Annotated in this window: 19 protein-coding genes and 2 pseudogenes; 15 read left to right on the forward strand and 6 right to left on the reverse strand. The window is 55.1% G+C overall.

The window, feature by feature from the left end; translation table 11 throughout:
- Positions 1-16: 16 nt before the first annotated feature.
- On the reverse strand, positions 17-352 hold the full coding sequence (locus tag Q1B15_RS08725; protein ID WP_299753070.1) for an SDR family oxidoreductase: 336 nt from the start codon (positions 350-352) through the stop codon (positions 17-19).
- 115 nt (positions 353-467) lie between these two features.
- On the opposite strand from Q1B15_RS08725, the gene Q1B15_RS08730 reads away from it, so the two are divergent.
- Positions 468-1,292, forward strand: a complete 825-nt coding sequence (locus Q1B15_RS08730) for a LysR family transcriptional regulator (protein WP_299753105.1) — start codon at positions 468-470, stop codon at positions 1,290-1,292.
- 444 nt (positions 1,293-1,736) lie between these two features.
- Here the strand turns inward: Q1B15_RS08730 and Q1B15_RS08735 are convergent, their stop codons facing one another.
- Positions 1,737-2,654 carry a sulfotransferase domain-containing protein gene (locus tag Q1B15_RS08735; RefSeq protein ID WP_299753072.1) on the reverse strand — a complete coding sequence of 306 codons (918 nt, stop codon included), beginning with the start codon at positions 2,652-2,654 and terminating at the stop codon, positions 1,737-1,739.
- A 182-nt stretch (positions 2,655-2,836) separates the two neighbouring features.
- On the opposite strand from Q1B15_RS08735, the gene Q1B15_RS08740 reads away from it, so the two are divergent.
- The 11 genes from Q1B15_RS08740 (at position 2,837) to Q1B15_RS08790 (ending at position 14,166) form a co-directional block, all read left to right on the forward strand.
- Positions 2,837-3,466: an FCD domain-containing protein gene (locus tag Q1B15_RS08740; protein ID WP_299753074.1), complete on the forward strand. Its 630-nt coding sequence runs from the start codon at positions 2,837-2,839 to the stop codon at positions 3,464-3,466.
- Positions 3,467-4,179: 713 nt separating this feature from the next.
- Positions 4,180-5,286, forward strand: a complete 1,107-nt coding sequence (locus Q1B15_RS08745; RefSeq protein ID WP_299753076.1) for an MHYT domain-containing protein — start codon at positions 4,180-4,182, stop codon at positions 5,284-5,286.
- Positions 5,287-5,401: 115 nt separating this feature from the next.
- Positions 5,402-6,256: a xanthine dehydrogenase family protein subunit M gene (locus tag Q1B15_RS08750; RefSeq protein WP_299753078.1), complete on the forward strand. Its 855-nt coding sequence runs from the start codon at positions 5,402-5,404 to the stop codon at positions 6,254-6,256.
- Between the two features lie 11 nt (positions 6,257-6,267).
- Positions 6,268-6,762: a (2Fe-2S)-binding protein gene (locus Q1B15_RS08755; RefSeq protein ID WP_299753080.1), complete on the forward strand. Its 495-nt coding sequence runs from the start codon at positions 6,268-6,270 to the stop codon at positions 6,760-6,762.
- Positions 6,759-9,185, forward strand: a complete 2,427-nt coding sequence (locus Q1B15_RS08760; protein ID WP_299753082.1) for an aerobic carbon-monoxide dehydrogenase large subunit — start codon at positions 6,759-6,761, stop codon at positions 9,183-9,185. The genes Q1B15_RS08755 and Q1B15_RS08760 overlap by 4 nt, the downstream gene beginning before the upstream one ends.
- Positions 9,186-9,231: 46 nt before the next feature.
- A complete protein-coding gene (locus Q1B15_RS08765; protein ID WP_299753084.1) occupies positions 9,232-10,107 on the forward strand; it encodes a MoxR family ATPase in 876 nt (291 codons plus the stop codon).
- Positions 10,104-11,285 carry a VWA domain-containing protein gene (locus tag Q1B15_RS08770; protein ID WP_299753086.1) on the forward strand — a complete coding sequence of 394 codons (1,182 nt, stop codon included), beginning with the start codon at positions 10,104-10,106 and terminating at the stop codon, positions 11,283-11,285. Before Q1B15_RS08765 ends, Q1B15_RS08770 begins: the two co-directional genes overlap by 4 nt.
- Positions 11,282-12,061 (forward strand): XdhC family protein, encoded by a 780-nt coding sequence (locus Q1B15_RS08775; protein ID WP_299753088.1) that lies wholly within the window; start codon positions 11,282-11,284, stop codon positions 12,059-12,061. The genes Q1B15_RS08770 and Q1B15_RS08775 overlap by 4 nt, the downstream gene beginning before the upstream one ends.
- Positions 12,054-12,659, forward strand: a complete 606-nt coding sequence (locus tag Q1B15_RS08780) for a nucleotidyltransferase family protein (RefSeq protein ID WP_299753089.1) — start codon at positions 12,054-12,056, stop codon at positions 12,657-12,659. The genes Q1B15_RS08775 and Q1B15_RS08780 overlap by 8 nt, the downstream gene beginning before the upstream one ends.
- Before the next feature lie 111 nt (positions 12,660-12,770).
- Entirely contained in the window at positions 12,771-13,226 is a 456-nt protein-coding gene (locus tag Q1B15_RS08785; protein WP_299753091.1) for a carbon monoxide dehydrogenase subunit G, read from the forward strand.
- Complete coding sequence (locus Q1B15_RS08790) at positions 13,207-14,166, forward strand: XdhC family protein (RefSeq protein WP_299753093.1); 960 nt, start codon at positions 13,207-13,209, stop codon at positions 14,164-14,166. Before Q1B15_RS08785 ends, Q1B15_RS08790 begins: the two co-directional genes overlap by 20 nt.
- Positions 14,167-14,580: 414 nt before the next feature.
- On the opposite strand, the gene Q1B15_RS08795 is transcribed toward Q1B15_RS08790, so the two are convergent.
- Positions 14,581-15,231: a CDP-alcohol phosphatidyltransferase family protein gene (locus tag Q1B15_RS08795; RefSeq protein WP_299753095.1), complete on the reverse strand. Its 651-nt coding sequence runs from the start codon at positions 15,229-15,231 to the stop codon at positions 14,581-14,583.
- A gap of 241 nt (positions 15,232-15,472) precedes the next feature.
- Between Q1B15_RS08795 and Q1B15_RS08800 the strand changes: the two genes are divergently transcribed.
- A complete protein-coding gene (locus Q1B15_RS08800; RefSeq protein WP_299753097.1) occupies positions 15,473-15,904 on the forward strand; it encodes an adenylyltransferase/cytidyltransferase family protein in 432 nt (143 codons plus the stop codon).
- Positions 15,905-15,907: 3 nt separating this feature from the next.
- Here the strand turns inward: Q1B15_RS08800 and Q1B15_RS08805 are convergent, their stop codons facing one another.
- Together Q1B15_RS08805 and Q1B15_RS08810 are read right to left on the reverse strand one after the other, a co-directional pair.
- Positions 15,908-16,180, reverse strand: coding sequence for a hypothetical protein (locus Q1B15_RS08805; protein ID WP_299753099.1), 273 nt, complete (start codon positions 16,178-16,180; stop codon positions 15,908-15,910).
- An 883-nt stretch (positions 16,181-17,063) separates the two neighbouring features.
- Positions 17,064-19,748 (reverse strand): HAD-IC family P-type ATPase, encoded by a 2,685-nt coding sequence (locus Q1B15_RS08810; RefSeq protein ID WP_299753101.1) that lies wholly within the window; start codon positions 19,746-19,748, stop codon positions 17,064-17,066.
- Positions 19,749-20,119: 371 nt separating this feature from the next.
- On the opposite strand from Q1B15_RS08810, the pseudogene Q1B15_RS08815 reads away from it, so the two are divergent.
- Positions 20,120-20,779 (forward strand): annotated as a pseudogene (locus Q1B15_RS08815) (transposase); the annotation flags it as partial.
- Positions 20,780-21,103: 324 nt separating this feature from the next.
- Here Q1B15_RS08815 and Q1B15_RS08820 read toward each other — a convergent pair.
- Positions 21,104-22,093: an alpha/beta hydrolase gene (locus Q1B15_RS08820; protein ID WP_299753103.1), complete on the reverse strand. Its 990-nt coding sequence runs from the start codon at positions 22,091-22,093 to the stop codon at positions 21,104-21,106.
- Between the two features lie 223 nt (positions 22,094-22,316).
- Here Q1B15_RS08820 and Q1B15_RS08825 point away from each other — a divergent pair.
- Positions 22,317-23,046: pseudogene (locus tag Q1B15_RS08825) on the forward strand (IS6 family transposase).
- The last annotated feature ends 6 nt before the right edge of the window (positions 23,047-23,052 follow it).

A 23,052-nucleotide genomic window follows, 5' to 3' on the forward strand; every position in this document is an offset into this window, starting at 1 on the left:
TCAATTTTCCTTGCTCTCAAACGTTTGAAATATATCCGCCATCACCGCGTATCATGCTGCCGGTAATGTTCGAGGCGCGTGTGCTGGCCAAGACTGCCGCGACATCGGCATATTCTTCGGGATCGCCGTAGCGCCCGGCAGGGATCGCAGCGAGGCTCTCTGCGCGGCCTTCCTCAACACTACGGCCTTCGCGCGCGGCCTTCTTTTCGTCGAGGAAGGTGATCCGCTTCGTGGCGACCCGGTCCGGCAACACGATATTGGAGGTAATGGCGTCCTCACCCACTTCATCGGCTAAGATCTTTGCCCATCCGACAAGCGTGCTGCGCAGAGCGTTCGAAAGACCCAAGTCCATTGCTTGTTCCCTTGTTCATGTTGTTCGCAGCGACGATATCGCTCTGGTGACGCAAAGAATAGTTCCGTATCCTTCGTTCTATGCGAAGGAATAGTTTGTTTCGTACACACGAAATCTGGAAACGCTGGTCGCTGTGGCACAACGCGGCTCGCTGGCCGCGGCGGCTCAACATCTGAATTTGACTGCGACGGCTGTGGCACAGCGCACCCGAGCGTTGGAAGATGAAATCGGTGCTGATCTAGTGGCCCGCTCCGGACGCACAGTGCGCCCAACCGAGGCTGGCCATGCGGTGCTCGCGCGTGCCGAAGGGGTGTTGGCGGCACACCGCAGCCTACGCGCAGCTGTGACCGGCCAGACGATAGCAGGCAGTCTTCGCATCGGCGCGATCTCTACCGTTCTCTCCGGCATTTTGCCCGATGTCCTAATGAGCTTCTCACGCAGTGACGCCGATCTTCGCATATTCCTTGAACCGGGTACGTCGAGCGACCTTTATGACCGTACAATAGCTGGGCATTTGGACGCTGCGGCAGTCGTCAAGCCGTCATTCGATCTGCCCAAGGCATGGGATTTTCAGACTTGGCGACGAGAAAAATTAGTACTGCTCATTCCCAGCAATGAAACCCGCACAGATATAGGAGCGATACTGGGCGATAGCCCCTTCATTCGTTACGACCGTCAGCAATGGGGGGGCGTGCGCCACAAACCTGGCTGTCTGACGCAGGCATCACTCCCGATGTACGGTACGAACTGGATGCACTTGATGTCATCGCCGTGCTGGTCGGTCGTTGTCTCGGAGTATCAATTGTGCCGGACTGAATCGGACCGCGCCCTGAGGGGGTTGCCATCCGCAGCCTCCCTCTCCCCGACCCAGCCCCATTCCGTGAAATCGGCTTGTTGTGGCAGCGCCCCTCGCCACGTATCCAGCTTCTGCGCAAAGTAATGCAAACGGTTACGCAAATATCCTAGCCTCTGGACCTATTAACAGGCCCCAGTGTCAATGGCAGCTTCGACCCAGAGCAGACACTGGCGAAAAATGCAGCGATGACCGATTTGCGGGACTTGATGCACCCGCGGCATCTCCGATCGTCCAGATGACTACCCGGCGACGAGCGCCTCGCTGCAGCGCAGCTCAACTTACCGTAAGCGGTCGGTAGAACCGCGCTCGATGAGCCGGATCGGAACCGGTCGTTCGCCGAGCGGTAACCTGATGTCTCACATGCGGGATGTTGGAGACATCTGAGCAGAACGCTCAGATGATAGGGTCGAGCCCAAAGCGCAGGATTCTGCGGCGTCGACGAAGGGCAGCTTTACCCGGCATCTTGGCCGTCTCCGTTTCGTCCTCGGTCAGTCTGAGCGAAGACCGCGCAAGCGAGTATAGCCAATCTCAGGCCGCTCCGTCGGTCGGCCCGCCCTGTTCCAGCCAGCGCTTCGCCGCCGGCTCCAGCACATTCGAAGCCACCTCCTCGTAACGCGCGAGCTGCCCCGGTGTCAGCACATCGCGCCACCGACCGTTCGTCCCCTTGTTGTAGAACACCGTGGCACCGCCTTTGAGTCCGCTGTCATGTCCTTCAAGCGCCTCCGCATCGCGCTTCATCGAGGAGAAGTCGCAAAGTTCGGTGATCCGGTCGAGCATCTCATCCGCGACCTCGATCTCGAGATACCGGGCGATCCGCGCGATCTGGCCCCTGAGGTCTGCCTTCATGTCGGCGTAGTGCAGGAACAGAACGTTGTCCCGATGCCGTTCGGGCCACCAGGTCTGGGTCTGCCGCATACATGACCAGAATGGATATCCATCGGTCTCGCCCTCGATCGCGCCGCGGGAGATCCACAGGTCGAAGAAGGTCGAGATGTCGGCGGGCGGCCTGGGTAGGGGGCCTGCCGCGGTTCTGGCGAAAGCCTCGAACATCTCGTCGCCGAAATTGGCATAAAAGTTCCAGAGCGACATGAACACATCGCGCGGATCGCGGCCGACATGGATGTATCTGGCCTGGGGCCAGATCGGCAGCCCATCGAAATACATGTGGCTCTTGATCACGCGGCGATCCGCCTGTGGCTCCAGTATCGCGAGGTGCTCGGCGTGCTCGCGAAACGCATTGTCGAGCCAGGGCGAAACGCCGCCGATGTGGCGTACCTTGAGGTCTTGGAAGATCAGGTGCAGCGCGATGTTCTGAGTCCAGGTGGTGCCCGCCTTGTAGGCTGTCGCGACCACAACATCGCCGGGACGGACTTTGAAATCATCCCAGCGGCTGCTGTCCAGAAGCTGATTGTAGTAGCGGCGTATTGCCGGTGCCGGTGATGCCATCAGTCCTACCCCCGGCTGACACTGCACTTTGCTGGCATGGCCAGTCAAGCAAATCGCGGCGAAACCGCGATATCGGGCTTCGGTCGCGTCAGATCGCGCGAGACTGCAAAGGGCTCCGAAGCAGCCATTCGCTGCGCCCTGCATCAATGCCCGGTGTGCGGGACAACTCGGACATCACGGGCATGAAAATCGCTGCGGGCGCAACGAACGGCAGCTATGCCGAGTTGCGGCCCGGTGAGCAGCTTCGCCTGCGTCTTCTGACGGAACGCCACGGTTGCGGCACCTCGCCCATCCGCGAGGCACTGAACAGTCTGGTAAGCGCAGGTCTGGTGGAACGCTTCGACAAGCGCGGCTTCTTCGTTGCGGGCACGTCGCCGGAGGAGTTTCAGGACATCCTGACCAATCGCTGCTTTCTTGAGGAAGAAGCGCTGCGTCGTTCGATGGCGGCCGGTGGCGCGGACTGGGAGGAGCGTGTTCTTGTGGCGCATCACCGCATGACCCGTGTGCCCCGGTCGCGAGGCAGCGCGAACGCGACGATCAACCGCGAATGGGAGGAAGCGCACAAGCGCTTTCACATAAGCCTGATCTCTGCCTGCGACTCCCCTATCCTGATTGCTGACTGCGACAAGCTTTACGAGTTGAACATCCGCTATCGTTTCCAGGCGCGGACCCAGTCCAGCCAATCGAGAAACGTTTCGGTCGAGCATGACCGCCTGAAGGATCTCGTCCTTGCCGGGCAGACGGAATCGGCCGTCGCGGCGCTAAAGGACCATTATATGAAGACAGGTTCATTTTTGATCGGACAACCATGACGCTGCCCGGCCTCATCGAAAAAATTTCATTGCTGAAAGTTTCGCGAGTTTTGCAGCTGCTATTCAAGGTTGATGGCTTGATTGCAGTGAAATCGGTCACCCAGTCCGCACAGGACCAAAGTCTCGACTGCACATTTGCCGCATGATTTGACCCAAAGCCTACATTTCATCCAAGCTCCGTTTCGTCCACAACTCGGTCATCGGCTCCCCGACACTCGATGCGCTCACAACGAATGGTCGCTTTTGCGGCTGCGCTGCAACGTACTTCTTGGCTTGGCCAGGGTTACCAGTCTGCTGGATGAGCGAAGGCCGCTATTTCAATCCGGCCGCTTCGGGCACGAGGCGGTCATTCCGTCGCCGCTTGTCTTACGACCGCTTTCCACAGCCGAATGTCCAAGGATCGGGTCAGGCCGCTGAAATGTGTGAAACATCTGCGTTTCGGGAATGGCTGCTTTCGGAACGCGGTCTGAACTCGACCCGCTGCGCTGCCGCAAGGCGGTTTGAGCCCTAACTGACCTATGCAATACAATCACCCCTATGTCTGCTTTCGCAAAAAGAAGCGAATGAATTTTCGACTGAATAAAATGTCTACTTAGATCGACCCGACGCTTTGTCGATGTCTCCTCGTCTCCCTCCACTCTCCGATCAAAATGACGATCAAGCGAACCGCATAGCGTTTGCAAATCGCAAAAGTCTTGGGCATCATTCGGCCAATGGAATTTCTCAGCGTCCACCAAAGCAGCTTCTTGATCGCAATGTCGTGCATTGTCGCACTCGTGGCGGGGTTCACGGGCCTGTCGCTGACGCGTGACTTGGCGCAGAAACCTATGTTCCAAAAGAAAGTATCGGTGGCGCTGGCTGCCATCGCACTTGGCGGGGGCATTTGGTCGATGCACTTCGTCGCCATGTTGGGGCTGCAAATGCCCATCCTGTTCTATTACGATGCGGCCATCACCCTTGTCTCTGCGCTTTTGGCGATCTTGCTTGTTGGGGCGGCGCTGATCCTGATGCACTTCGCCGAACGAAAACCTGCGACTATTACATTGGCAGGGGGCATCGTCGGTGTTGGCATTTTGGTGATGCATTACATTGGTATGGCGGGGCTCGAGATGTGTCGTGCGGTCTACTCCACGACGGGCGTTCTCTTTTCGTCGAGCGTTGCGATTGGCCTGTGCATTTTGGCGTTTTGGATCGCCTATGGGCGCCGTACCAACCGCAACATTGTGCTTGGGACGCTATGCTTTGCCTTTGCGGTCTGTTCTGTGCATTTCCTCGCGATGGCTGGCACCAATTTTGTGGAAGAGCAAAATTTTGCTGAGTTTGGACCTTCCATGAGCAATGAAACGCTCGCCTTAGGTGTTATCTTTTTCAGCTTCGTCATCTTTGGGGCCTGCCTCTGGGTGAGTGTGACCTATCTTGTCGCGCCCCGCGCTGCGCTCTCACCCCTTCCTGCCTCCACCACAGCGGCTGAACTGCAAGTCCCGTGCGAGCGGGAAGGCCATAAAGTTTTTGTCCGTGCAAGCGACGTGCTGTTTGTCCGCGCGGATGGCCACTACACCCAAGTCTATACCGCAAATGAGAGGTTGTTCTGTGCTTGGCCGGTGACCCAAGCGTCCAGCCGGCTGTTGCCTGTCGGATTCTTGCAGACCCACCGCAGCTATCTCGTCAATCCTAGTCGCATCGCCCGCTTCGAGCGCACAAAGGACAAGGGGCACTGCATCTTTGATGGGGCTGAAACGCCGCGCGCGCCTGTGAGTCGTTCGAAGCTCAAGACGATACAGGATGCACTGGCCGCACGACCGAGCGCAGTTCGTGCATGAATGTGTGCATTTCGTGCAAATTAGCTGTGTTTCATTGAATTTTTAGTGCTGCGGCATGCGGCCGCATGCAGACTTCACGTTAAGCAAATCAATCGCTTTCAGGGAGGAGTAGCCGATGATTCCAGCGGCATTTGAATATTATAGACCCAAGGACATGGCCGGTGTGCTGTCACTTCTTGAAAAGCATGGCGACGATGCACGTGTCATGGCTGGCGGTCACAGCCTGATCCCGATGATGAAGTTGCGCATGGCCGATGTGCCGCATCTGATCGACCTGCAGGATGTGGGCGGCATGTCCGACATCGAGATTAGCGGCGACAGCATCAAGATCGGTGCCCTATTGACCCAAACGAAAATCATTGATCACGCGGGTCTGGCAGAGGCAGCTCCGATTCTGCGCGAAGCAGCGTTGCAAATTGCCGACCCTCAGGTGCGCTACATGGGCACTGTCGGTGGCAACGTCGCCAATGGCGATCCGGGCAATGATATGCCCGGTTTGATGCAATGTCTGAACGCAATCTTTACTGTGGTCGGCCCGGATGGCGAACGTCAGATTGCTGCGCGTGATTTCTATGAGGGGGCCTATGCGACAGCGCGCGAGGATGACGAGGTTCTGACAGCTGTCATAATCCCAATGCCCAAAGGCGGCTATGCTTACGAAAAGCAGAAGCGCAAGATTGGCGACTATGCGACCGCTGCTGCGGCTGTGCAGATTGTCAGCGAGGGTGGCACTTGTGTGTCCGCCTCTATCGCAATGACAAACCTGAGCGACGTGCCAGTCTTTTCCGCAGACGCAGGTGCCGCACTTGTTGGCACGTCAGTGGACAAAGCCGCGCTGAAAGCTGCGGTAACGGCCATGTTGGGCGACATCGACCCGACCGAAGACAACCGCGGCCCTGTCGCATTCAAGAACCATGTGGCGGGCATCATTCTGCGCCGTGCCATCGCACGCGCTTGGTCGCGGGCATAGGGAGGAACATCATGTCAAAGAAGATGCACGTCAAACTGAAGGTGAACGGCAAGGAGGAAGAATTCCTCGCCGAACCACGCGAGCTCTTGATTTATACGCTGCGCGAGCGGCTGAATATCACGGGTCCACACATCGGCTGTGAAACCTCCCACTGCGGGGCTTGCACGGTCACCATAGACGGCAAGTCGGTCAAATCCTGCACCATGTTCGCTGTACAGGCCGAAGGTTCAGAAATCACCACAATTGAAGGGATCGGCAACCCGGATGATCTGCACCCTTTGCAGACTGCCTTCAAAGAACACCACGGGTTGCAGTGCGGCTATTGCACCCCCGGTATGATTACCCGTGCCACCAAACTGTTGGAAGAAACCCCGAACCCGACTGAGGAAGAAATCCGCTTTGGCATGGCGGGCAACCTTTGCCGCTGCACGGGCTATCAGAACATTGTGAAATCCATTCAGGCCGCCGCGGCTGAGATGAATGCAGCCAAGGAGGCCGCAGAATGAAAGACGAAGTCACCCGCGAAGAACGCGTCGATAATCTCAAAGGCTTGGGCTGTTCGCGCAAGCGCGTCGAAGATGCCCGTTTTACCCAAGGCAAGGGCAACTATGTTGATGACATCAAGCTGGACGGCATGTTGTTTGGCGATTTTGTGCGCTCTCCCTATGCGCATGCTCGGATCAAGAGCGTCAACAGCGAAGCCGCTCTAAAGGTCCCCGGCGTTTTGGCCGTTCTGACGGCGGACGATCTGCGCCCTCTTGGTCTTCACTGGATGCCCACACTGGCTGGCGACAAGCAGATGGTTCTTGCAGATGGTAAAGTGCTGTTCCAAGGTCAGGAAGTCGCCTTTGTCGTTGCCGAAGATCGCTACGCCGCCGCTGACGGCATCGAGGCGGTCGAGGTCGAGTATGAAGAACTGCCCGTCCTCGTGAACCCACATGAAGCGCTGAAATCAGACGTGGTTCTGCGCGAGGATTTGGTGGCTGAAGACGGCTCTTTGCCTGATGGCGCCCACGGCCCGCGCAAACATCACAACCACATCTTTACTTGGGAAGCTGGCGACCGCGAGCCGACCGAAGAAGTTCTAGCCAACGCCGATGTCGTGGTCGAGCAAGAGATGTACTACCACCGCACCCATCCATGCCCGCTGGAAACCTGCGGCTGTGTGGCCTCCATGGACAAGGTCAACGGCAAGCTAACACTTTGGGGTACGTTCCAAGCGCCCCACGCGATCCGTACCGTGGTCTCGCTGATCTCGGGCATTGAAGAGCACAACATCCGTGTCGTCAGCCCTGATATTGGCGGCGGCTTTGGCAACAAGGTTGGTGCCTATCCGGGTTATGTTTGTTCTGTGGTGGCCTCTATCGTGACCGGCAAGCCTGTCAAATGGATCGAAGACCGCATGGACAATCTGATGACCACCGCATTCGCGCGTGATTATCATATGACCGGCAAAATCTCGGCCACCAAAGAGGGTAAGATCACTGCGCTGAAATGCAACGTAGTTGCCGACCACGGCGGTTTTGACGCCTGCGCCGATCCGACCAAGTTCCCGGCTGGGTTTATGAACATCTGCACCGGGTCCTATGACATCCCGACCGCATTCCTTGAGGTCGACGGTGTCTACACCAACAAGGCCCCCGGTGGCGTTAGCTACCGCTGTTCGTTCCGTGTGACCGAGGCGGTGTATCTGATCGAACGGATGATCGAGGTTCTGGCGATTGAGCTGAATATGGATGCGGCAGAACTACGCCGGATCAATTTCATCAAGAAAGAACAGTTCCCTTATAAAGCCGCGCTTGGCTGGGAATACGACTCTGGTGATTATCACACCGCTTGGGACAAGGCACTCAAGACTGTCGATTATGCGGGTCTGCGCGCTGAGCAAGCGCAACGTGTCGCGGACTTTAAAGCCGGCAAGACCCGCTCGATCATGGGCATCGGTCTGTCGTTCTTCACCGAGATCGTCGGCGCAGGTCCGGTCAAGAATTGTGACATTCTGGGCCTTGGCATGTTCGACAGCTGCGAAATCCGCATTCACCCGACGGGCTCTGCGATTGCGCGTCTTGGCACGATTTCTCAAGGTCAAGGTCACGCGACAACATTCGCGCAAATCCTTGCGTCCGAGATTGGTCTGCCTGCGGACAGCATCACGATTGAGGAAGGAGATACTGACACCGCGCCTTATGGTTTGGGAACCTATGGATCGCGGTCCACACCCGTTGCGGGTGCGGCAACTGCGATGGCTGGTCGTAAAATTCGGGCCAAGGCCCAAATGATTGCGGCTTACCTGCTTGAAGTTCACGACAACGATGTGGAATTCGATGTGGATCGGTTTGTTGTCAAAGGCGCACCTGAAAAGTTCAAGACGATGAAGGAAATCGCCTTTGCTGCCTACAATCAGGCGATCCCCGGACTTGAGCCGGGTCTGGAAGCGGTCAGCTACTACGATCCGCCCAACATGACCTATCCGTTCGGGGCTTACGTCTGCGTCATGGACATCGATGTGGACACCGGCGTCACCGACATCCGCCGCTTCTATGCGCTGGATGACTGCGGCACACGGATCAACCCGATGATCATCGAAGGCCAAGTGCATGGCGGTCTGACCGAAGCGCTGGCCGTCGCCTTGGGGCAAGAGATTGCCTATGACAAGCAGGGTAACGTCAAGACTGGCACGCTGATGGACTTCTTCCTGCCAACCGCATGGGAAGTTCCGAATTACGAGACCGACTTCACCGTGACCCCAAGCCCGCATCACCCGATTGGGGCCAAGGGCGTGGGCGAGAGCCCGCATGTGGGCGGTGTGCCTTGTTTTTCAAACGCGGTGCAGGATGCGTTCCGCCCGTTTGGCAACAAGCACACCAATATGCCCCATGATCACTGGCGGATTTGGCAGATGGCCAGCAAGCTTGGCATGCACGACTAAAGCAACAGGTAAGGTGGGCAATATTGCCCACCTTACGGGGAACATCATGACTTGGACTGACTTGAAATCTGCGCTTGCGGGCGAGGGCTATGTGGCCTCTGATGACTTGGCTGTTGCCCTACAATTGGCGCTATCACTTGGGCGCCCCTTGCTGCTGGAAGGGGCCGCTGGCGTCGGAAAGACCGAGATAGCGCGCACATTGTCGGTGGTCAAAGACACCAAGCTTTTGCGCCTGCAATGCTATGAGGGGCTGGATGCCGCCCAAGCCATTTATGAATGGAACTATCAACGCCAGCTTCTGAGCATTCGGGCCGCTGCCGAAGATGGAGAGACAGGCAGAGCTGTCGAAGACCGCATCTTTTCACGGGACTTTCTGCTTGAACGGCCATTGTTGGCTGCGATCACGCAAGATGTTGCCCCGGTGCTGTTGATTGATGAAATCGACCGTGCTGATGAAGAATTCGAAGCCTATTTGCTGGAAATCTTGTCCGACTTTCAGATCTCGATCCCCGAACTGGGTACGATCAGGGCGACCACACGGCCGATTGTGATCTTAACATCAAACGGGACTCGCGACCTTTCAGACGCGCTGCGCCGCCGCTGTCTTTATACCTATGTAGAATACCCCGACCGGGCAACAGAACTGGCAATTCTCAAAGCTCGCTGCCCCGAGGTTGAGGCGCGGCTTGGTGAACAGATCGTTGGATTTGTGCAGAAGTTGCGCGAAGAAGAACTCGAAAAGACCCCCGGCATCGCAGAAATGCTGGATTTTGCAGCTGCATTGATGGGTCTGGGCATCGCCGATCTCACAGAAAACCCCGCTGTTTTGCAAGCCACACTCACGACCCTGCTGAAAACCCAAAGTGATCAAGCCCAGATCACCATCGAGATCGCGGGCCGTATAGCAGGCAAAGCCGCATGAGCCGTGTGACGAAATTCGCAGGCCGCGATCCGGGGCCAGCAGCGCGGGTTGCTGGTTTCATCGCACATCTGCGCGAGAACGGCTTACGTCTTGGCGTGGCCGAGGCTGATCTGGCCCTCGCTGCCCTTAGCGAAGTTGATGCTATCCGCCCCGATGACAGCCGCCGCGCGTTGCGGGCGGTTTGCACGGGGTGCCGCGAAGAATCCGAGCGGTTCGATGATCTTTTCAACAGCTATTGGATGGACATGGGACGGGTAAAAGCGAAAATCGTCCCGACCCAATCCAGCCCAACAAGCGACAACGTCCATTCGTCGCGCGACGCCAAGGGTGAAGATGTCGGGGCCTCTGGTTCCAGCACCGCGCCCGACGATCAAGGCGGTGAAGCGGACAGTGATGGGACCGGCAAACTGATTGCGACAGACCAACCCAACCTTGCCCAAAAAGACCTGCGCGAGATGATCCGCCCTGAAGAAATTGCCCAAGCTGAAGAGGTCGCCCGCCGATTGGGGGCCGCATTGCGCGACAAACGTTCGCGCCGCCGGATTACCGCGCGCAAGGGCGACCGCCTGCATTTTCGCAAGACGATCCGGCAGAGCTTGGCCACCGGTGGCGAACCTCTCCGCTTGCTGCGCAAGAAGCGCCCGGACCGGACCCCCAAGATAGTGGCGCTTTGCGATGTATCGGGCTCTATGTCGGTTTATGCGCAGGTGTTTCTGTCCTTCCTGGCGGGTTTGATGCGCGCTGATACTGCTGCTGACGCTTATCTTTTTCACACTCGCCTTGTGCGCATCACCGAGGCTTTGCGCGACAAGAATACAATGCGCGCTATTGGTCGAATGTCATTAATGGCCGATGGCTTTGGCGGGGGATCCAAGATCGGGCAGTCTTTGATGCGCTTTGCTGACACCTATGCCAAACGCTTTGTCGATGGGCGCAGCGTCGTGCTGATCCTATCGGATGGCTACGACACGGAAGACCCGGCAATGATTGCGGACGCACTTGCGAAACTCAAGAAACGTGGCTGCAAGGTGATCTGGATGAACCCTTTGAAAGGTTGGAAAGACTACGCTCCGGTCGCAGATGGTATGGCTGCGGCCTTACCCCATTTGGACCTGTTCGCTGCGGCCAGTACGTTGGGCGATCTGGCCGCACTTGAAGCAGAGCTGGCCGCGCTATGACCCCAGCCGAAGTCCTCTCAGACGCATTGGCCGAAGCCGCGCAAGCGCTGCGGGACGGGGGCGAACCTTTTGCCTTTGCGACCATCGTGCGTACTGCTGGATCTACCGCAGCCAAACCCGGCGCGAAGGCGTTGCTTAGTGCGGATGGGACAATACTGAACGGTTGGTTGGGCGGCGGTTGCACCCGAGGTGCCGTAAAGCGTGCCGCGATGCAGGCGTTACAGGATGGCACCCCGCAACTCGTGTCTGTCGCACCCGAAGATTTACTGGCTGAAAAAGGCGTGGCTGCAGGGGATCAATTGGACGGCACCACGTTTGCCCGTAACGGTTGCCCGTCTCGTGGCACGGTCGACATCTTCATCGAACCTTGCCTGCCGACGCCGCAACTGGTGATCATGGGGACGTCCCCTGTAGCACAAGCCCTGGGCGCGCTCGCTCCCCAATTTTCGTGGTCCGTGGCCTCTGTGCCTCAGGAAGACAGGCCAATCCGGCGAAGCTTTATCGTGATCGCGACCCAAGGACAGGGCGACTTGGATGCATTGAAAGTGGCTTTGGCTGCCAAGGCTGACTATGTGGCCTTCGTTGGAAGCCACCGGAAATATGCGACTCTTGCTGAAAAGCTGGCTAGCGCGGGCTTTGATAAATCCGCGATTGAAAGCGTAAATGCCCCCGCTGGGCTAGATCTGGGGGCCGTGACGCCAGAGGAAATCGCACTGTCGATCCTCGCGCAATTGGTACAGGTCCGACGCGCCGCCGTGACGCAAACCAATGCATGATGTCACAGCGATCATATTGGCCGCTGGACTGTCGCGCCGGATGGGTGTTCGCAACAAACTGCTCCTGCCTATCAGTGGCGTGCCGATGATCCGCCATATGGTGAATGTCTACTCAGCAGCAATTGATGGTCCGGTTCTGGTTGTGACGGGGCATGAAGCCGACGTGGTAGAGGCCGGACTTGAAGGCAGCGCTGCTGTGACGGTCTTTAACGCTGATTATGCGCAAGGCCAGCCGACATCTGTGGCCTGCGGTTTGCGCGGCGCTGGGGACGCGAAGGCGATCTTGATTGGCCTTGGCGATCAACCGCTGTTGTCTGCTGCTGATGTCTCCGCGTTGCTGCTTGCCCATAACCAAGCCGATGTCGGGCGGATCTCTATTCCGAAGTTGGGCGACCAGCGCGGCAATCCAATTGTTGTGCCCACAGCACTGCGCGTGCAGATTTTGGCGGACCCCAGATCGCCCGGTTGCAAAAAATTCACCCGCGAAAATCCCGAACAGGTTCAGTTTCATGCGCTCGCCGCTCCCGGTTTCTATGCAGATATCGACACGCCCGAAGCATACGACGCTTTAGCCGCCATCGTGAAGGAACCCGTATGAAAACGCTGAATCGGATCGCCGCTCATTGGCGTCGTAAGCTGGCCCTAACACCCGAACAGGCCGACCAGTTGGCCGCCATCAAATTCCCCGGTTGCTAAGAAGGACACCCACATGGAACTTGCCGACGAAATCATCATCAATGCCCCGAAAGAACGCGTCTATGCCGCGCTGAATGACCCTGCGATATTGCAGCAATGCATCCCAGGTTGCGAGGAGCTGATCAAGCATTCTGACACAGAGCTGGAGGCGAAGGTCGTTTTGAAGATCGGCCCTGTGAAAGCCAAGTTTAGCGGCAACGTTCAACTTGATACGGCTGGTGCGCCTGATGCCTTCTCGCTTACCGGACAAGGTAATGGTGGCGCTGCGGGCCACGCCAAAGGCGGCGCGGACGTGACACTGACCGCGGATGGTCCAGACAAAACCATTTTGCGATACGAAGCCAAGGCTGAGATCGGTGGCAAGCTGGTCCAATTGGGCAGCCGATTGATCCAAAGCACGGCCAAAAAGCTGGCCGCCAATTTCTTTAAGTCCTTCGCCAATGTGCTCAATGAAGACGTCGCCGCCTAACGCCCTCACCTACGCCGAACACGCGTCGGACATTATCGCCAAAGCGGCCGCTCTGACACGAGCGGCCCAACCCTTTGTGTTGATCACCTCAATGGCGATTAAGGGAGGAGCCGCCCGCGAGGTCGGCTCGCTTGCTTTGGTGGAACAATCCGGCGCAATGACGGGTTATTTGTCGAATGGATGTATCGACCGCGACATTCAGCTTCACGCTCAAGAGGCACTGCAATCCAAGCAAAAGAAGCTGATCCGATATGGGGATGGGTCACGCTTTGGCGACCTCAAACTACCTTGCGGCGGGGCATTGATGGTCTTGATTGATCCGGCACCTGATACAGATGCGATCCTGCAGGCGGAGGCGCAGTTCGCCGCGCGTCAGCCTGTCACCTTGTCCTTTCACAGCGACGATGAAGCACTCTCAAAGCGTTTCACCTACGCACCGCGCCATCGTTTGGTCCTGGCGGGACGTGGAGCGATCTTTCGACATATGGCCCAGGTTGGGCACGCGATGGGCTTTGATGTGAGGCTCCTTTCACCAGATGCCGAAGACCTTGCTGCGATTGGGCATCTGTCCAGCGCTGCATCAATTCATCTGACCACCCCAAATGCGGCCCCCATGCTGGACATGCTGGATTCGCATACTGCGTTCCTGACCCTGTTTCACGATCACGACTGGGAACCGAGCTTGCTGCGCGCAGCAATCGAAACCCCTGCGCATTTCATCGGAAGTCTCGGAAGCCGCCGCACCCATGATATGCGCTGTGAAACGCTTCGCCAAATGGGAGTCAATGAGGCGTCTTTGGAGCGATTGAACGGCCCCATAGGGTTGGTACCTTCCTTGCGTGATGCATCCTCAATCGCGGCATCCGCACTCGCAGAAATTGTTGCGGCCTTTCAAAACAAGGCCACCCCGTTTGAAGTGTTGTTGAAGTCGGGCAAGTAGATTTTAGGGGCTATGCAGAATGGTCACATTGTCCGCGTCTCGATTGTTGGAAGAGACCGCAGCGAAAGATCAGTTTGAGAATTGCCCGGATCGGTGCATTTGAACGGCCGGTTCGGTGAGAAATGGTGCATTGCCAAAAAAGCGACGCCGCGAGTGCGAACGTTTGCTACATGAGCAATAGCTGCGCTTGCACAAGGCCGGTCTGTCCGAAACCCGTTCATAGCCCCTGTTGATTTTGCTGCGGCTTGCACCGATGTCCGCTTTTTCTGCTGCGTTGCGGTATGGATTTATCAACCCACGCGAAGACTGAGATGCTGCAGACGCAAACAGTAGATTTTGGTTATGTCTGCATTGGGCTTGCTGCTCTACCCAGTTGCCGATTGTCCGGCAAATACCTTCTGCTTCAGACCAAAGTTACAAAAGACTCCAACAGTAAATCATGGACACTGTCAGCGTGTAGATCGCAAGTAGAACAACGTTGATAGGTTTACCCGACAGCTTCGGCGTCTTGATCTGAGAAACGTTTAAGACCGCAAGGCACAGGCCAGTGACTGCCAGAATGATGGCAAACACGGATCGGTCAAAATACCCAGCGAACATGAAAACAAAGACAAGGATAATGCTATTATTATCAATGGCTAACCCAGTATATTTTGAATCATCTGTCAGTCCAAAAGTGCTAAAGTAGCTCAACCGGATCGCGCCAAAAACCAACATAACAAAAACGGCCGGCAAAAAAGCCGGGTGAAAGTCGGCATAACTCAATACCAAAATCGCGGGGGTGACGGCGTAGCTGACAATATCAATCAACAGGTCAAGCTGGCCCCCAAATTTGCGATCAGCACCTGTGCGCCCGGTCATCCGGCGTGCGATAAGCCCATCAGCCCAATCAAATGCGACCGCCCAGATCATGCCGATCATCGCGGCGGGATAAAGACCGACGATCAGAAAATAAATAGCAAGCAGCGTGCAACCCAGACCAGCCAAAGAACAGATATTGGGCAGGTCCTTGATATACGACAGGATCGGCCTTGTCGGGTTCTCTGGGGTGTTTTCGGTTGTCATCGCTGATCCTTTGGGTTAGTGGGTGAGGCCGCTAGTCAAAGTTTGACAGGCAATCTCAGCTTCCCATTCTGTGTGCATTTGAAACGTGTCGTTTTCAAAACACTTGTTGATTACAGACTTAAAAAAGTCCGGGCCTCATCAACTTAATTGTTTGAAATAACTGAACAATATTTCCGTTGGCGTGCAATCAGATGCCGCTGACTAGCACTGTTTGTGGGTAGGTCAAAGGATAAAGCGAACTATGATCGTATATACAGTTGGCACTTTCGATTTACTTCATGTCGGCCATCTTGCCTTGCTGAAGCATTGCAAAACCTTGGGAGATGTCCTTGCGGTTGGCGTTGCTTCAGATGAGGTCGTGAACCTCTACAAACCGAATATCCCAATCGTTCCTTTGGATCAGCGGGTGGAAATGTTGCAAGCGTTAAGCTGCGTCGACATCGTCCGCCCCTACCATGAACTTGAATATGTGTCGGGCTGCATCGCGGTCAACGCAGATATATTTGTGATTGGCGAAGATTGGGGAGGGAAATCGCACAACCTTGATGTGGATGCCTACATCAAAAGAATGGGCAAAAAAATCGCGCAAGTGCGTTACAATCCGCGAACGTCATCAACAAAAATAAAGCAAATGGTTATGGCGCAGTCCCACGTCTATGCACAGGCCAGCTAAGGTCTAGAAGTCATCCATTTCGGGAACGGTTCCATGCCTAACCAAAAATGTCGGCGGCCCAACTTCACCAGAATTTGGGTCCTCGACAATCATATAGGCATCAGCACCAGCGCAATTTTCAGAACGACATTCCCGCGTCGCGCGCTCCTGCGCCTGATCAGCCGTGGTATACTGAAATAGCTTATCAACCTGCAAATTAGCCTGCATACCTTTCGTTTCCACATATGTTTGGCAGATATAGTGAACTTTCGGGGCGGTTTCGAGCTCTTCTGTCACGGTGATCTCCTGATCTAAGTGTTGGAACAAAGTAAGAACAACTCATGCGTTTGGCAAGGTGCCTCAGTACAGTTTGAAGGGTTCCCAATTGGGCGGCTTCTTTCGGACTGGGTACGCAAAAGTTGTCATTCGCTGCGATACAGCATTATTGCAGATGGGCTCCAGAGCCGCCGTTCGCTGCAGGAAGTGCCAATGACTGCTGTGCGGACCAAAGCTGCCGTTGCGAAATCAATCCGACGGTGGAGCGTATTCAGCATAGACCTCTGCGGCAGTCATGGTTTATGCTTGTCGGCCAATGTATAGAAGGGCGGCTTCCTATCGGTGAAAACTTGCAGGGACAGGCGCAAATCTGACTGATCAACAAGAAGTCCGGCGGCTATTTGGAATTCGTTGCTATCAATGATGTGACAAAATAGATTTGACCCGCATTTTTTGCAGAAGCCACGTTCGGCACAATCGGATGACCGTATCTTCGTTCTGTTGTCCTCGCCCTCAATGTCTGCAGTGCCCGACAAAGCAGTCACCGGCACTGGGCGAGCAGAAGGTCCGTTTCCGGCCGATACCATCCATTCAAGCGTGTCGCGGCGAATGACTGCACCGAGCCAGAGACCCTCTCTTATCAAAGCACCCTAAACTGTCCCACTGCTACTGACGTCAGATAAATTCAAAGGAGTAGTCTCGAGAAGTTGGGAGAATTGCCGCCGGGCATTACTAACGTTTCAGACCCTAAAGCGCTGCCAAATGAACTTGTCCTTTTGCGCTTCGCTAACGTAGTAGTCTCAATTTAATGCAGCATTTCCTGTAGTTCCGCGCCGATGCAGTGAGCTTCCCCGCTGTCGGATTGCTCGCGCAATACGGGCGTCTGATTTTTGAGCAAACAACCCTACCACGTCAACCATCGCAACACGAACGGATTGCCCCGACGGACATAGATGCGGCGAATTTCGTCACCGATTAGTATGGTCAGGGCGAATGGAACTGACAAAAGCAAATGCCAGCCTTCAAGCGGCGCGGTTCCGAAGAATTGGTTGAAGGCTGGCAGGTAGCTGATGCAGGCGAGAAACAGCAGTTCAAATCCAATGCCAAACAGAACAAGTCTGTTTGACCAAAAGCCAACGGTTAGCAAACTCTGAGTTCGGGTGCGGCAGATAATGACATCAGCCACCTGGCATATGATTATCGACGCAAAGAAACCCGTAATTGCAGTGCGATAGAGCGGATCTGTACTGGCCAAATCCTGGCCCCATTCCCAGCCTCCATTGTACAGAATGACGAAATAGGTAAAAAAACCTGCCGCCGCTTGCAGCATTCCGACGATCCCGTAGCTCATAAAAAGTAGGTTGCGGCTGAGTAGACGTTCCCCTCTAGGTCGCGGTTTTCGCTTCATAACATCGGTTTCCGGTCCTTCAGCACCTAATCCCAATGCGGGCAAGATATCTGTTACTAAATCAATGGAGAGGATCAGGATGACCGTTAGCGGTAAGGGGATATCCAACAGTACAAAAGCGATAAATGGCAAAATCTCCGGAATATTGGAGGTCAGGATATAGGCGATGAACTTCTTGATGTTGTCAAAGATGGTTCGGCCTTCTTCGACTGCTGCAACGATGGTGGCGAAATTGTCATCCATCAAGACCATGTTGCTGGCTTCTTTGGCCACATCGGTGCCCATTACGCCCATCGCCACACCCATGTCAGCGTTCTTCAAAGCAGGAGCATCGTTTACGCCGTCCCCGGTGACAGTGACGATCTCCTCGTTTGCCTGAAGTGCCTGAACCACTTGCATCTTTTGTGCCGGGGCAATCCGCGCAAACAGGATTTCTGGTTCCTCGCGCAGCAATGCCTGCAAATCTGCATCGCTCATGGAAGAAAGCTCATCGCCCTGAACGACGCGCCCATGTGCGCCGATAAGCCCGATTTGGTGAGCAATTGTCTTTGCAGTCAGGCCATAATCTCCAGTCAGCATGATAACTCTGATACCCGCCGAGCGACACTTCTCGAGGGCGTCAGGCACCTCAGGTCGCGGCGGGTCAATCATGCCGGTCATGCCATAAAACACATATCCGTCTTCGGGCACGTCGTTTCGGACGCATTCTCTGGCGGCAAACGCGAGCCCACGCTCCCCGCGCCCAGCCAGTTCGCGATATGTCTGGATCACCGCCGCACGGCGTTCATCGGTCAGGGGGTATTCGGTGCCATCCAGAGCAATGCGGTCGCACATGCCGAGAACAACTTCCGGAGCGCCCTTCAGATAGGCCTGCGGCCCAGATCCCGGGTCGGCAACAAGTATCATCCTTTTTGTGATGGAGTTGAACGGCTGTTCCGAGATCTCTGCAACATTGCGCAAGGCATCAATATCTACGTGATCGCGCGCATAAAGCAGCAGAGCCCCTTCGGTTGCATCACCAGCGAAGCTGTTTTGCCCTGTTAGGTACGCGTTGTTGCAGATGCACATGATCGCAAGAAGCTGGTCAAAAGCGGGAGCGCCTTTGATAAGGTCATTGCTGACTTCGTAAGGTTCTCCGCCAACCACGATCGTGTTAACGCCCAGCCGGTTCTGTGTCAGTGTTCCGGTCTTGTCGGTACAGATGACGGTTGTCGACCCAAGCGTCTCAACACTTTCAAGATTTTTTATTAGCGCGTTCTTTTGAGCCATTCGACGGCTGGCCATCGTTAAGCTAAGAGTGACCGTGGGGAGTAGACCTTCAGGAACATTGGCGACAATGATTCCGATCGAAAAAATGAGGCTCCCGATAATGCTGTTGCCAATCGCGACGGAGACGGCGAAGAATGTCACTCCGAGAAAGATTGCGATGAAGCTGATCACTTTTATGAAATACTTCAGCTCTTTGTGAATGGGCGTTTCGGTGGCACTGCTTGCCTTGGTCAGCGCCACGATGTTGCCGATCTGGGTATTCATGCCGGTCTCGCACAAAACGAAACTGCCTTCGCCGCTTTGAACCAATGAGCCAGAGAACACCATGTTCGGGCTTTCCAGCAACGCGTCTGACGACTTCCCCTCATCGAGCAATTGCGGTTCACTTTCGCCGGTAAGAGAAGAGTTGTCGATTTTCAGCTCTTTAGCGACGATCAATCGCCCATCGGCGGGCACACGGTCGCCTTCGCGCAGGGAAACCAAATCTCCGGGTACAAGCTCAGCGACCGGCACCTCGCACGGTTTCCCGTCGCGAAGAGCGGTGATCTCAGACGGCAGCATTTTTTTAAAGCTGTCCATGATCCGTTCGCTCTGATGTTCCTGAAAATAGGTAAATCCGGCATTCAGCAGCACCACACCAATTAGCGCTATCGCGATGTATAGATTCCCCTGACCTGGATCGAGACGTTCGGCTGTCATCGCCAACGCGCCACCAATAATCAGCAAAAGGGCAAAGAAGTTCTTGAACTGGAGCAGGAATTTCAAGATTTCCGGCGTGTCTTTCCCGACCGTCAGTTCATTTGGTCCATGCTTGGCAATCCGTGATTTTGCTTCGGCGGTAGTTAGGCCATCAGCGGAGCTATTTAGCTGTCGAAACACATCCAACAATGATTTCTTATGGCAATCGAGCATTATTAGGCCTTGGTTAAGTTCACTTCTCACGCAGTCGCACAAAGGGCTTGCCTTGGATGATGCTGAGGTTCGACCATGTGCAAAAAAAGAATTCGTACATCGCCAAAACCTACTGACCGCTCCGTTCCGTTGTCACGGGAGCGGTGCAAAAAGTCATTGATTTAAGACAATTGAGTTGGTGCAGCGGGTCTCAGTGACCCGTCTTATTGCTCAGTGTGAACAATGAATGCGTTCTGGCATCATGCAGGCGAGACATTCTTTTGCACTCATAAGGTAGTGTCGCGAAGGTGGTAGAAATTTGAGGGTTGCGTAATCTCTGGGTGACTTGAACCCACCCAACCGGCGGCAGCAACCGCCAGGGAGATCACGCTATGACGAACAATAACGACACCGCTGCGCTTTCGCTACTGGCCAATGAAGCCGGCTACGATCCGATCGAGGATCGCCTGCGGCAAAATATCCGCGCCACGATCGAGGCCGTTTTCGAAGAGGAACTGTAGGCGTTTCTGGGGCGCTGCCGCTATGACCGCGGCACGGACAAGCCCAAAGGCTATCGGCATGGTCATCGAGAGCGCCAGTTGATCGGTACGTTTGGGACCGAGACGATAAGCGTGCCGCGCGCCCGGGCTGTCGATGAAGCCGGCAAGGCCACGGAATGGCGATCAAAGGCGCTGCCGCGTTACCAGCGCCTAACCAAGAAAGCCGAGGCGCTCATTGCCTCGGTCTATTTGGCCGGGACCAACACGCGGCGCGTGAAGCGGGCGCTGTATGGGCTATTCCGGGGCGCGGTGAGCAAGGACGTAATCAGCCGCGCCTGGCGCAAGGTAAAGGTCGACTGGGACGCTTGGGTGGCGTGAGACTTGGCCGACGAAGACATCGTCCGTCTGATTTTGGCGGGCACCGTTATTAAGACCCGGTTGGATCGAAAGGCTACGAACATCTCGGTTCTGGCGGCCATCGGGGTGCGCCGGGACGGACAGAAGGTGCTGCCTTCCATCAAGAATATGGGCGGAGAAAGCAAAGCCGCATGGGTGTAAAACGCACAGCAATAATGGGCCGGACTGAAATCGCGTCCTTCGCTTGTGCAGCAAATCGACAGCCCCAATCGATCCAAGAGTTACGCTGCAATGCAGCCAGAAAAGCCGACATTGGTCGCGACCGCAGCGAGGTCCGAGGGGTCTATGACCGAGTTGCGGACAATGCCGCGGTTCAATTGAAAGAGGAAAGAAACTGTGCGTCAGCCGCTTGGACGACCAAGCAGTACCGAACTAGCAGAGCAATGCGGTTCAAACATGGGCCTGAATTTTCACTTGGTGACCCTGAATCAAGAAGCGTCCAACCCTCGAATTTTGGGGTCAATTACTTAGAAAATCCCGAATGATTCTTATCGAAACTTCCGGCTGATCGTAAAAGACAAAGTGACCTGAGTCATCGATCGTTTCCAGCCTCGCATCTTGATAGAATGGCAGGTGTCGTTCTTGGTACTTGGAGCCGTAAATGGTGTTACAGGTTGTGCCAATGATAAGAGTTTTTCCGCCAAACTTGTGAGCGTCAGAAATGAAATCCAGTTGCTTCAGTAGTTCAGTGTCATTCACATAGGCAATCACGGTTTCGTCCAAGGTTCTTCTGCTCGCACGCCAGCCTTCAAATTCCTCTGGTATGACGTTTCCGCAATGGACACCTTCACCGGGCATGAGTGAATACGCGTGGCTTAGAATGTAGTCTTCGCGCGCATATTTGTCTTTCCGAATGTCCACACGCCACGAATTCAGCCAAATGCGGCCAAGATCAAGATAGATGTCCCAAGTCGGGCCTGATTGTGAATCAAAGAATGGTTGGGACAAATCCGGCCTCAAAATCCCTGGCTCGATCATGACGATCTTGTCGATCTTTTCCGGATGCATACCCACATAACCCGAAGCCATCATGGCTCCCCAACTATGCCCGAGAAGGATGACTTTTCTGCTGGCACCAAAACGGTCGACAAAAGCGTCCAAGTCATCAAAAAAGCTCTCAAGGTCCAGCACGCCGTCGAATTGTCGCGAAGATAGACCTGTCATGCGCTGATCATAAAAAACGAGTTGGTATTCGTCGGCCAGAGGGGCAATGGGCAGTAAGTTCCGGTAGTCGCCGCCAGGCCCTCCATGCAAAGCGATGATAACGGGTTTATCCGTGTCGCCCATTGTTTCTGAGTGAAACTTGTAACCGTTCAGCGTGATCGATGGCAAAGTGTTGTCCAGATCGACGGTTTTGGCAAAAGTTATTGGTCGCAAATATATGCTGACTAATGCCAGTAGCGGTATGGCAACCAAGACTCCCAGTACTATTACCGCGAATTTTTTCAATGAATGTTCGCCTTGCTTGAAAAATTATCTCGGGGATCAAATGGAACATCGAAAGCTATATTTTGGGGAATGGTCTCATCTGGTTTCGAAGTTACTATGAATTGTGTGAGATGTCCCTTTCGAACAGTTTGAAGCCCCATTTCAGCTTTGAGAAATTACAGGTTCAACCATCTCTTTTTCGGCATTGTCACATTAACTCGACGATCAGCCTGACGGCCGGTATTTGTCGTTGAATGAGAAAGATATTCTATTCCCGCCATTGATAATCCAACGAGCCGTCTGGCTATACTTTCGCTTCCCTATGAGCTTTCGTGACGTTGAGGAAATGCTTGCAGAACGAGGGATCGATGTGAGCTATGAAACGATCCGCCGATGGATTTTGAAATTTGGTCCGGCGATTGCCGCCTACATCAGATCTCGCAGAGTTCGACCTTCGGGTACCTGGCATCTTGACGAAGTCTTTGTCCGAATTGGTGGCAAGCGGACATATCTGTGGCGCGCCGTTGACGATGAAGGCGAGGTTCTTGAGATCCTGGCGCAGTCTCGCAGGAACAAGCGCGCGGCCCTTAAACTTATGCGGAAACTCCTGAAGAAGCAGGGGTACATTCCCGATGAGATTATTACCGATAAACTGGGTTCATATTCTGCGGCACTTCGGGAACTTGGCTTGGCGCACCTTCATGTCACGGGTGGCCGGCTAAACAATCGGGCGGAGGTTTCGCATCCATTGCCCGGCAGTGGTTTGTTTGCAAAACCATGAGAGGAGACCGACCCGTCGACGAGAACGTCGAATGGGGCGGTTTAAATCACCCGGATCAATGCAACGATTTCTGTCTGTCCACGATGCCATCTACAACCATTTCAATTTACAACGCCATCTGGTCTCCCGCCGAACTCTCCATCAAACTCGCGCCAGGTCATTCGCTGAGTGGTTCGAAATTGTGGCTGCTTGATCTGGC

Origin of the sequence: uncultured Boseongicola sp., from assembly GCF_937988555.1 — a bacterium.
Classification (GTDB): domain Bacteria; phylum Pseudomonadota; class Alphaproteobacteria; order Rhodobacterales; family Rhodobacteraceae; genus Boseongicola.

Bases quoted from the DNA above. Each gene is read 5' to 3' on its own strand.
- Q1B15_RS08735 (WP_299753072.1), bottom strand. From the start codon at position 2,654: ATGGCATCACCGGCACCGGCAATACGCCGCTACTACAATCAGCTTCTG.
- Q1B15_RS08775 (WP_299753088.1), top strand. From the start codon at position 11,282: ATGACCCCAGCCGAAGTCCTCTCAGACGCATTGGCCGAAGCCGCGCAA.
- Q1B15_RS08780 (WP_299753089.1), top strand. From the start codon at position 12,054: ATGCATGATGTCACAGCGATCATATTGGCCGCTGGACTGTCGCGCCGG.
- Q1B15_RS08810 (WP_299753101.1), bottom strand. From the start codon at position 19,748: ATGCTCGATTGCCATAAGAAATCATTGTTGGATGTGTTTCGACAGCTA.
- Q1B15_RS08785 (WP_299753091.1), top strand. From the start codon at position 12,771: ATGGAACTTGCCGACGAAATCATCATCAATGCCCCGAAAGAACGCGTC.
- Q1B15_RS08770 (WP_299753086.1), top strand. From the start codon at position 10,104: ATGAGCCGTGTGACGAAATTCGCAGGCCGCGATCCGGGGCCAGCAGCG.
- Q1B15_RS08760 (WP_299753082.1), top strand. From the start codon at position 6,759: ATGAAAGACGAAGTCACCCGCGAAGAACGCGTCGATAATCTCAAAGGC.
- Q1B15_RS08795 (WP_299753095.1), bottom strand. From the start codon at position 15,231: ATGACAACCGAAAACACCCCAGAGAACCCGACAAGGCCGATCCTGTCG.
- Q1B15_RS08750 (WP_299753078.1), top strand. From the start codon at position 5,402: ATGATTCCAGCGGCATTTGAATATTATAGACCCAAGGACATGGCCGGT.
- Q1B15_RS08740 (WP_299753074.1), top strand. From the start codon at position 2,837: ATGAAAATCGCTGCGGGCGCAACGAACGGCAGCTATGCCGAGTTGCGG.
- Q1B15_RS08725 (WP_299753070.1), bottom strand. From the start codon at position 352: ATGGACTTGGGTCTTTCGAACGCTCTGCGCAGCACGCTTGTCGGATGG.
- Q1B15_RS08765 (WP_299753084.1), top strand. From the start codon at position 9,232: ATGACTTGGACTGACTTGAAATCTGCGCTTGCGGGCGAGGGCTATGTG.
- Q1B15_RS08800 (WP_299753097.1), top strand. From the start codon at position 15,473: ATGATCGTATATACAGTTGGCACTTTCGATTTACTTCATGTCGGCCAT.
- Q1B15_RS08745 (WP_299753076.1), top strand. From the start codon at position 4,180: ATGGAATTTCTCAGCGTCCACCAAAGCAGCTTCTTGATCGCAATGTCG.
- Q1B15_RS08790 (WP_299753093.1), top strand. From the start codon at position 13,207: ATGAAGACGTCGCCGCCTAACGCCCTCACCTACGCCGAACACGCGTCG.
- Q1B15_RS08755 (WP_299753080.1), top strand. From the start codon at position 6,268: ATGTCAAAGAAGATGCACGTCAAACTGAAGGTGAACGGCAAGGAGGAA.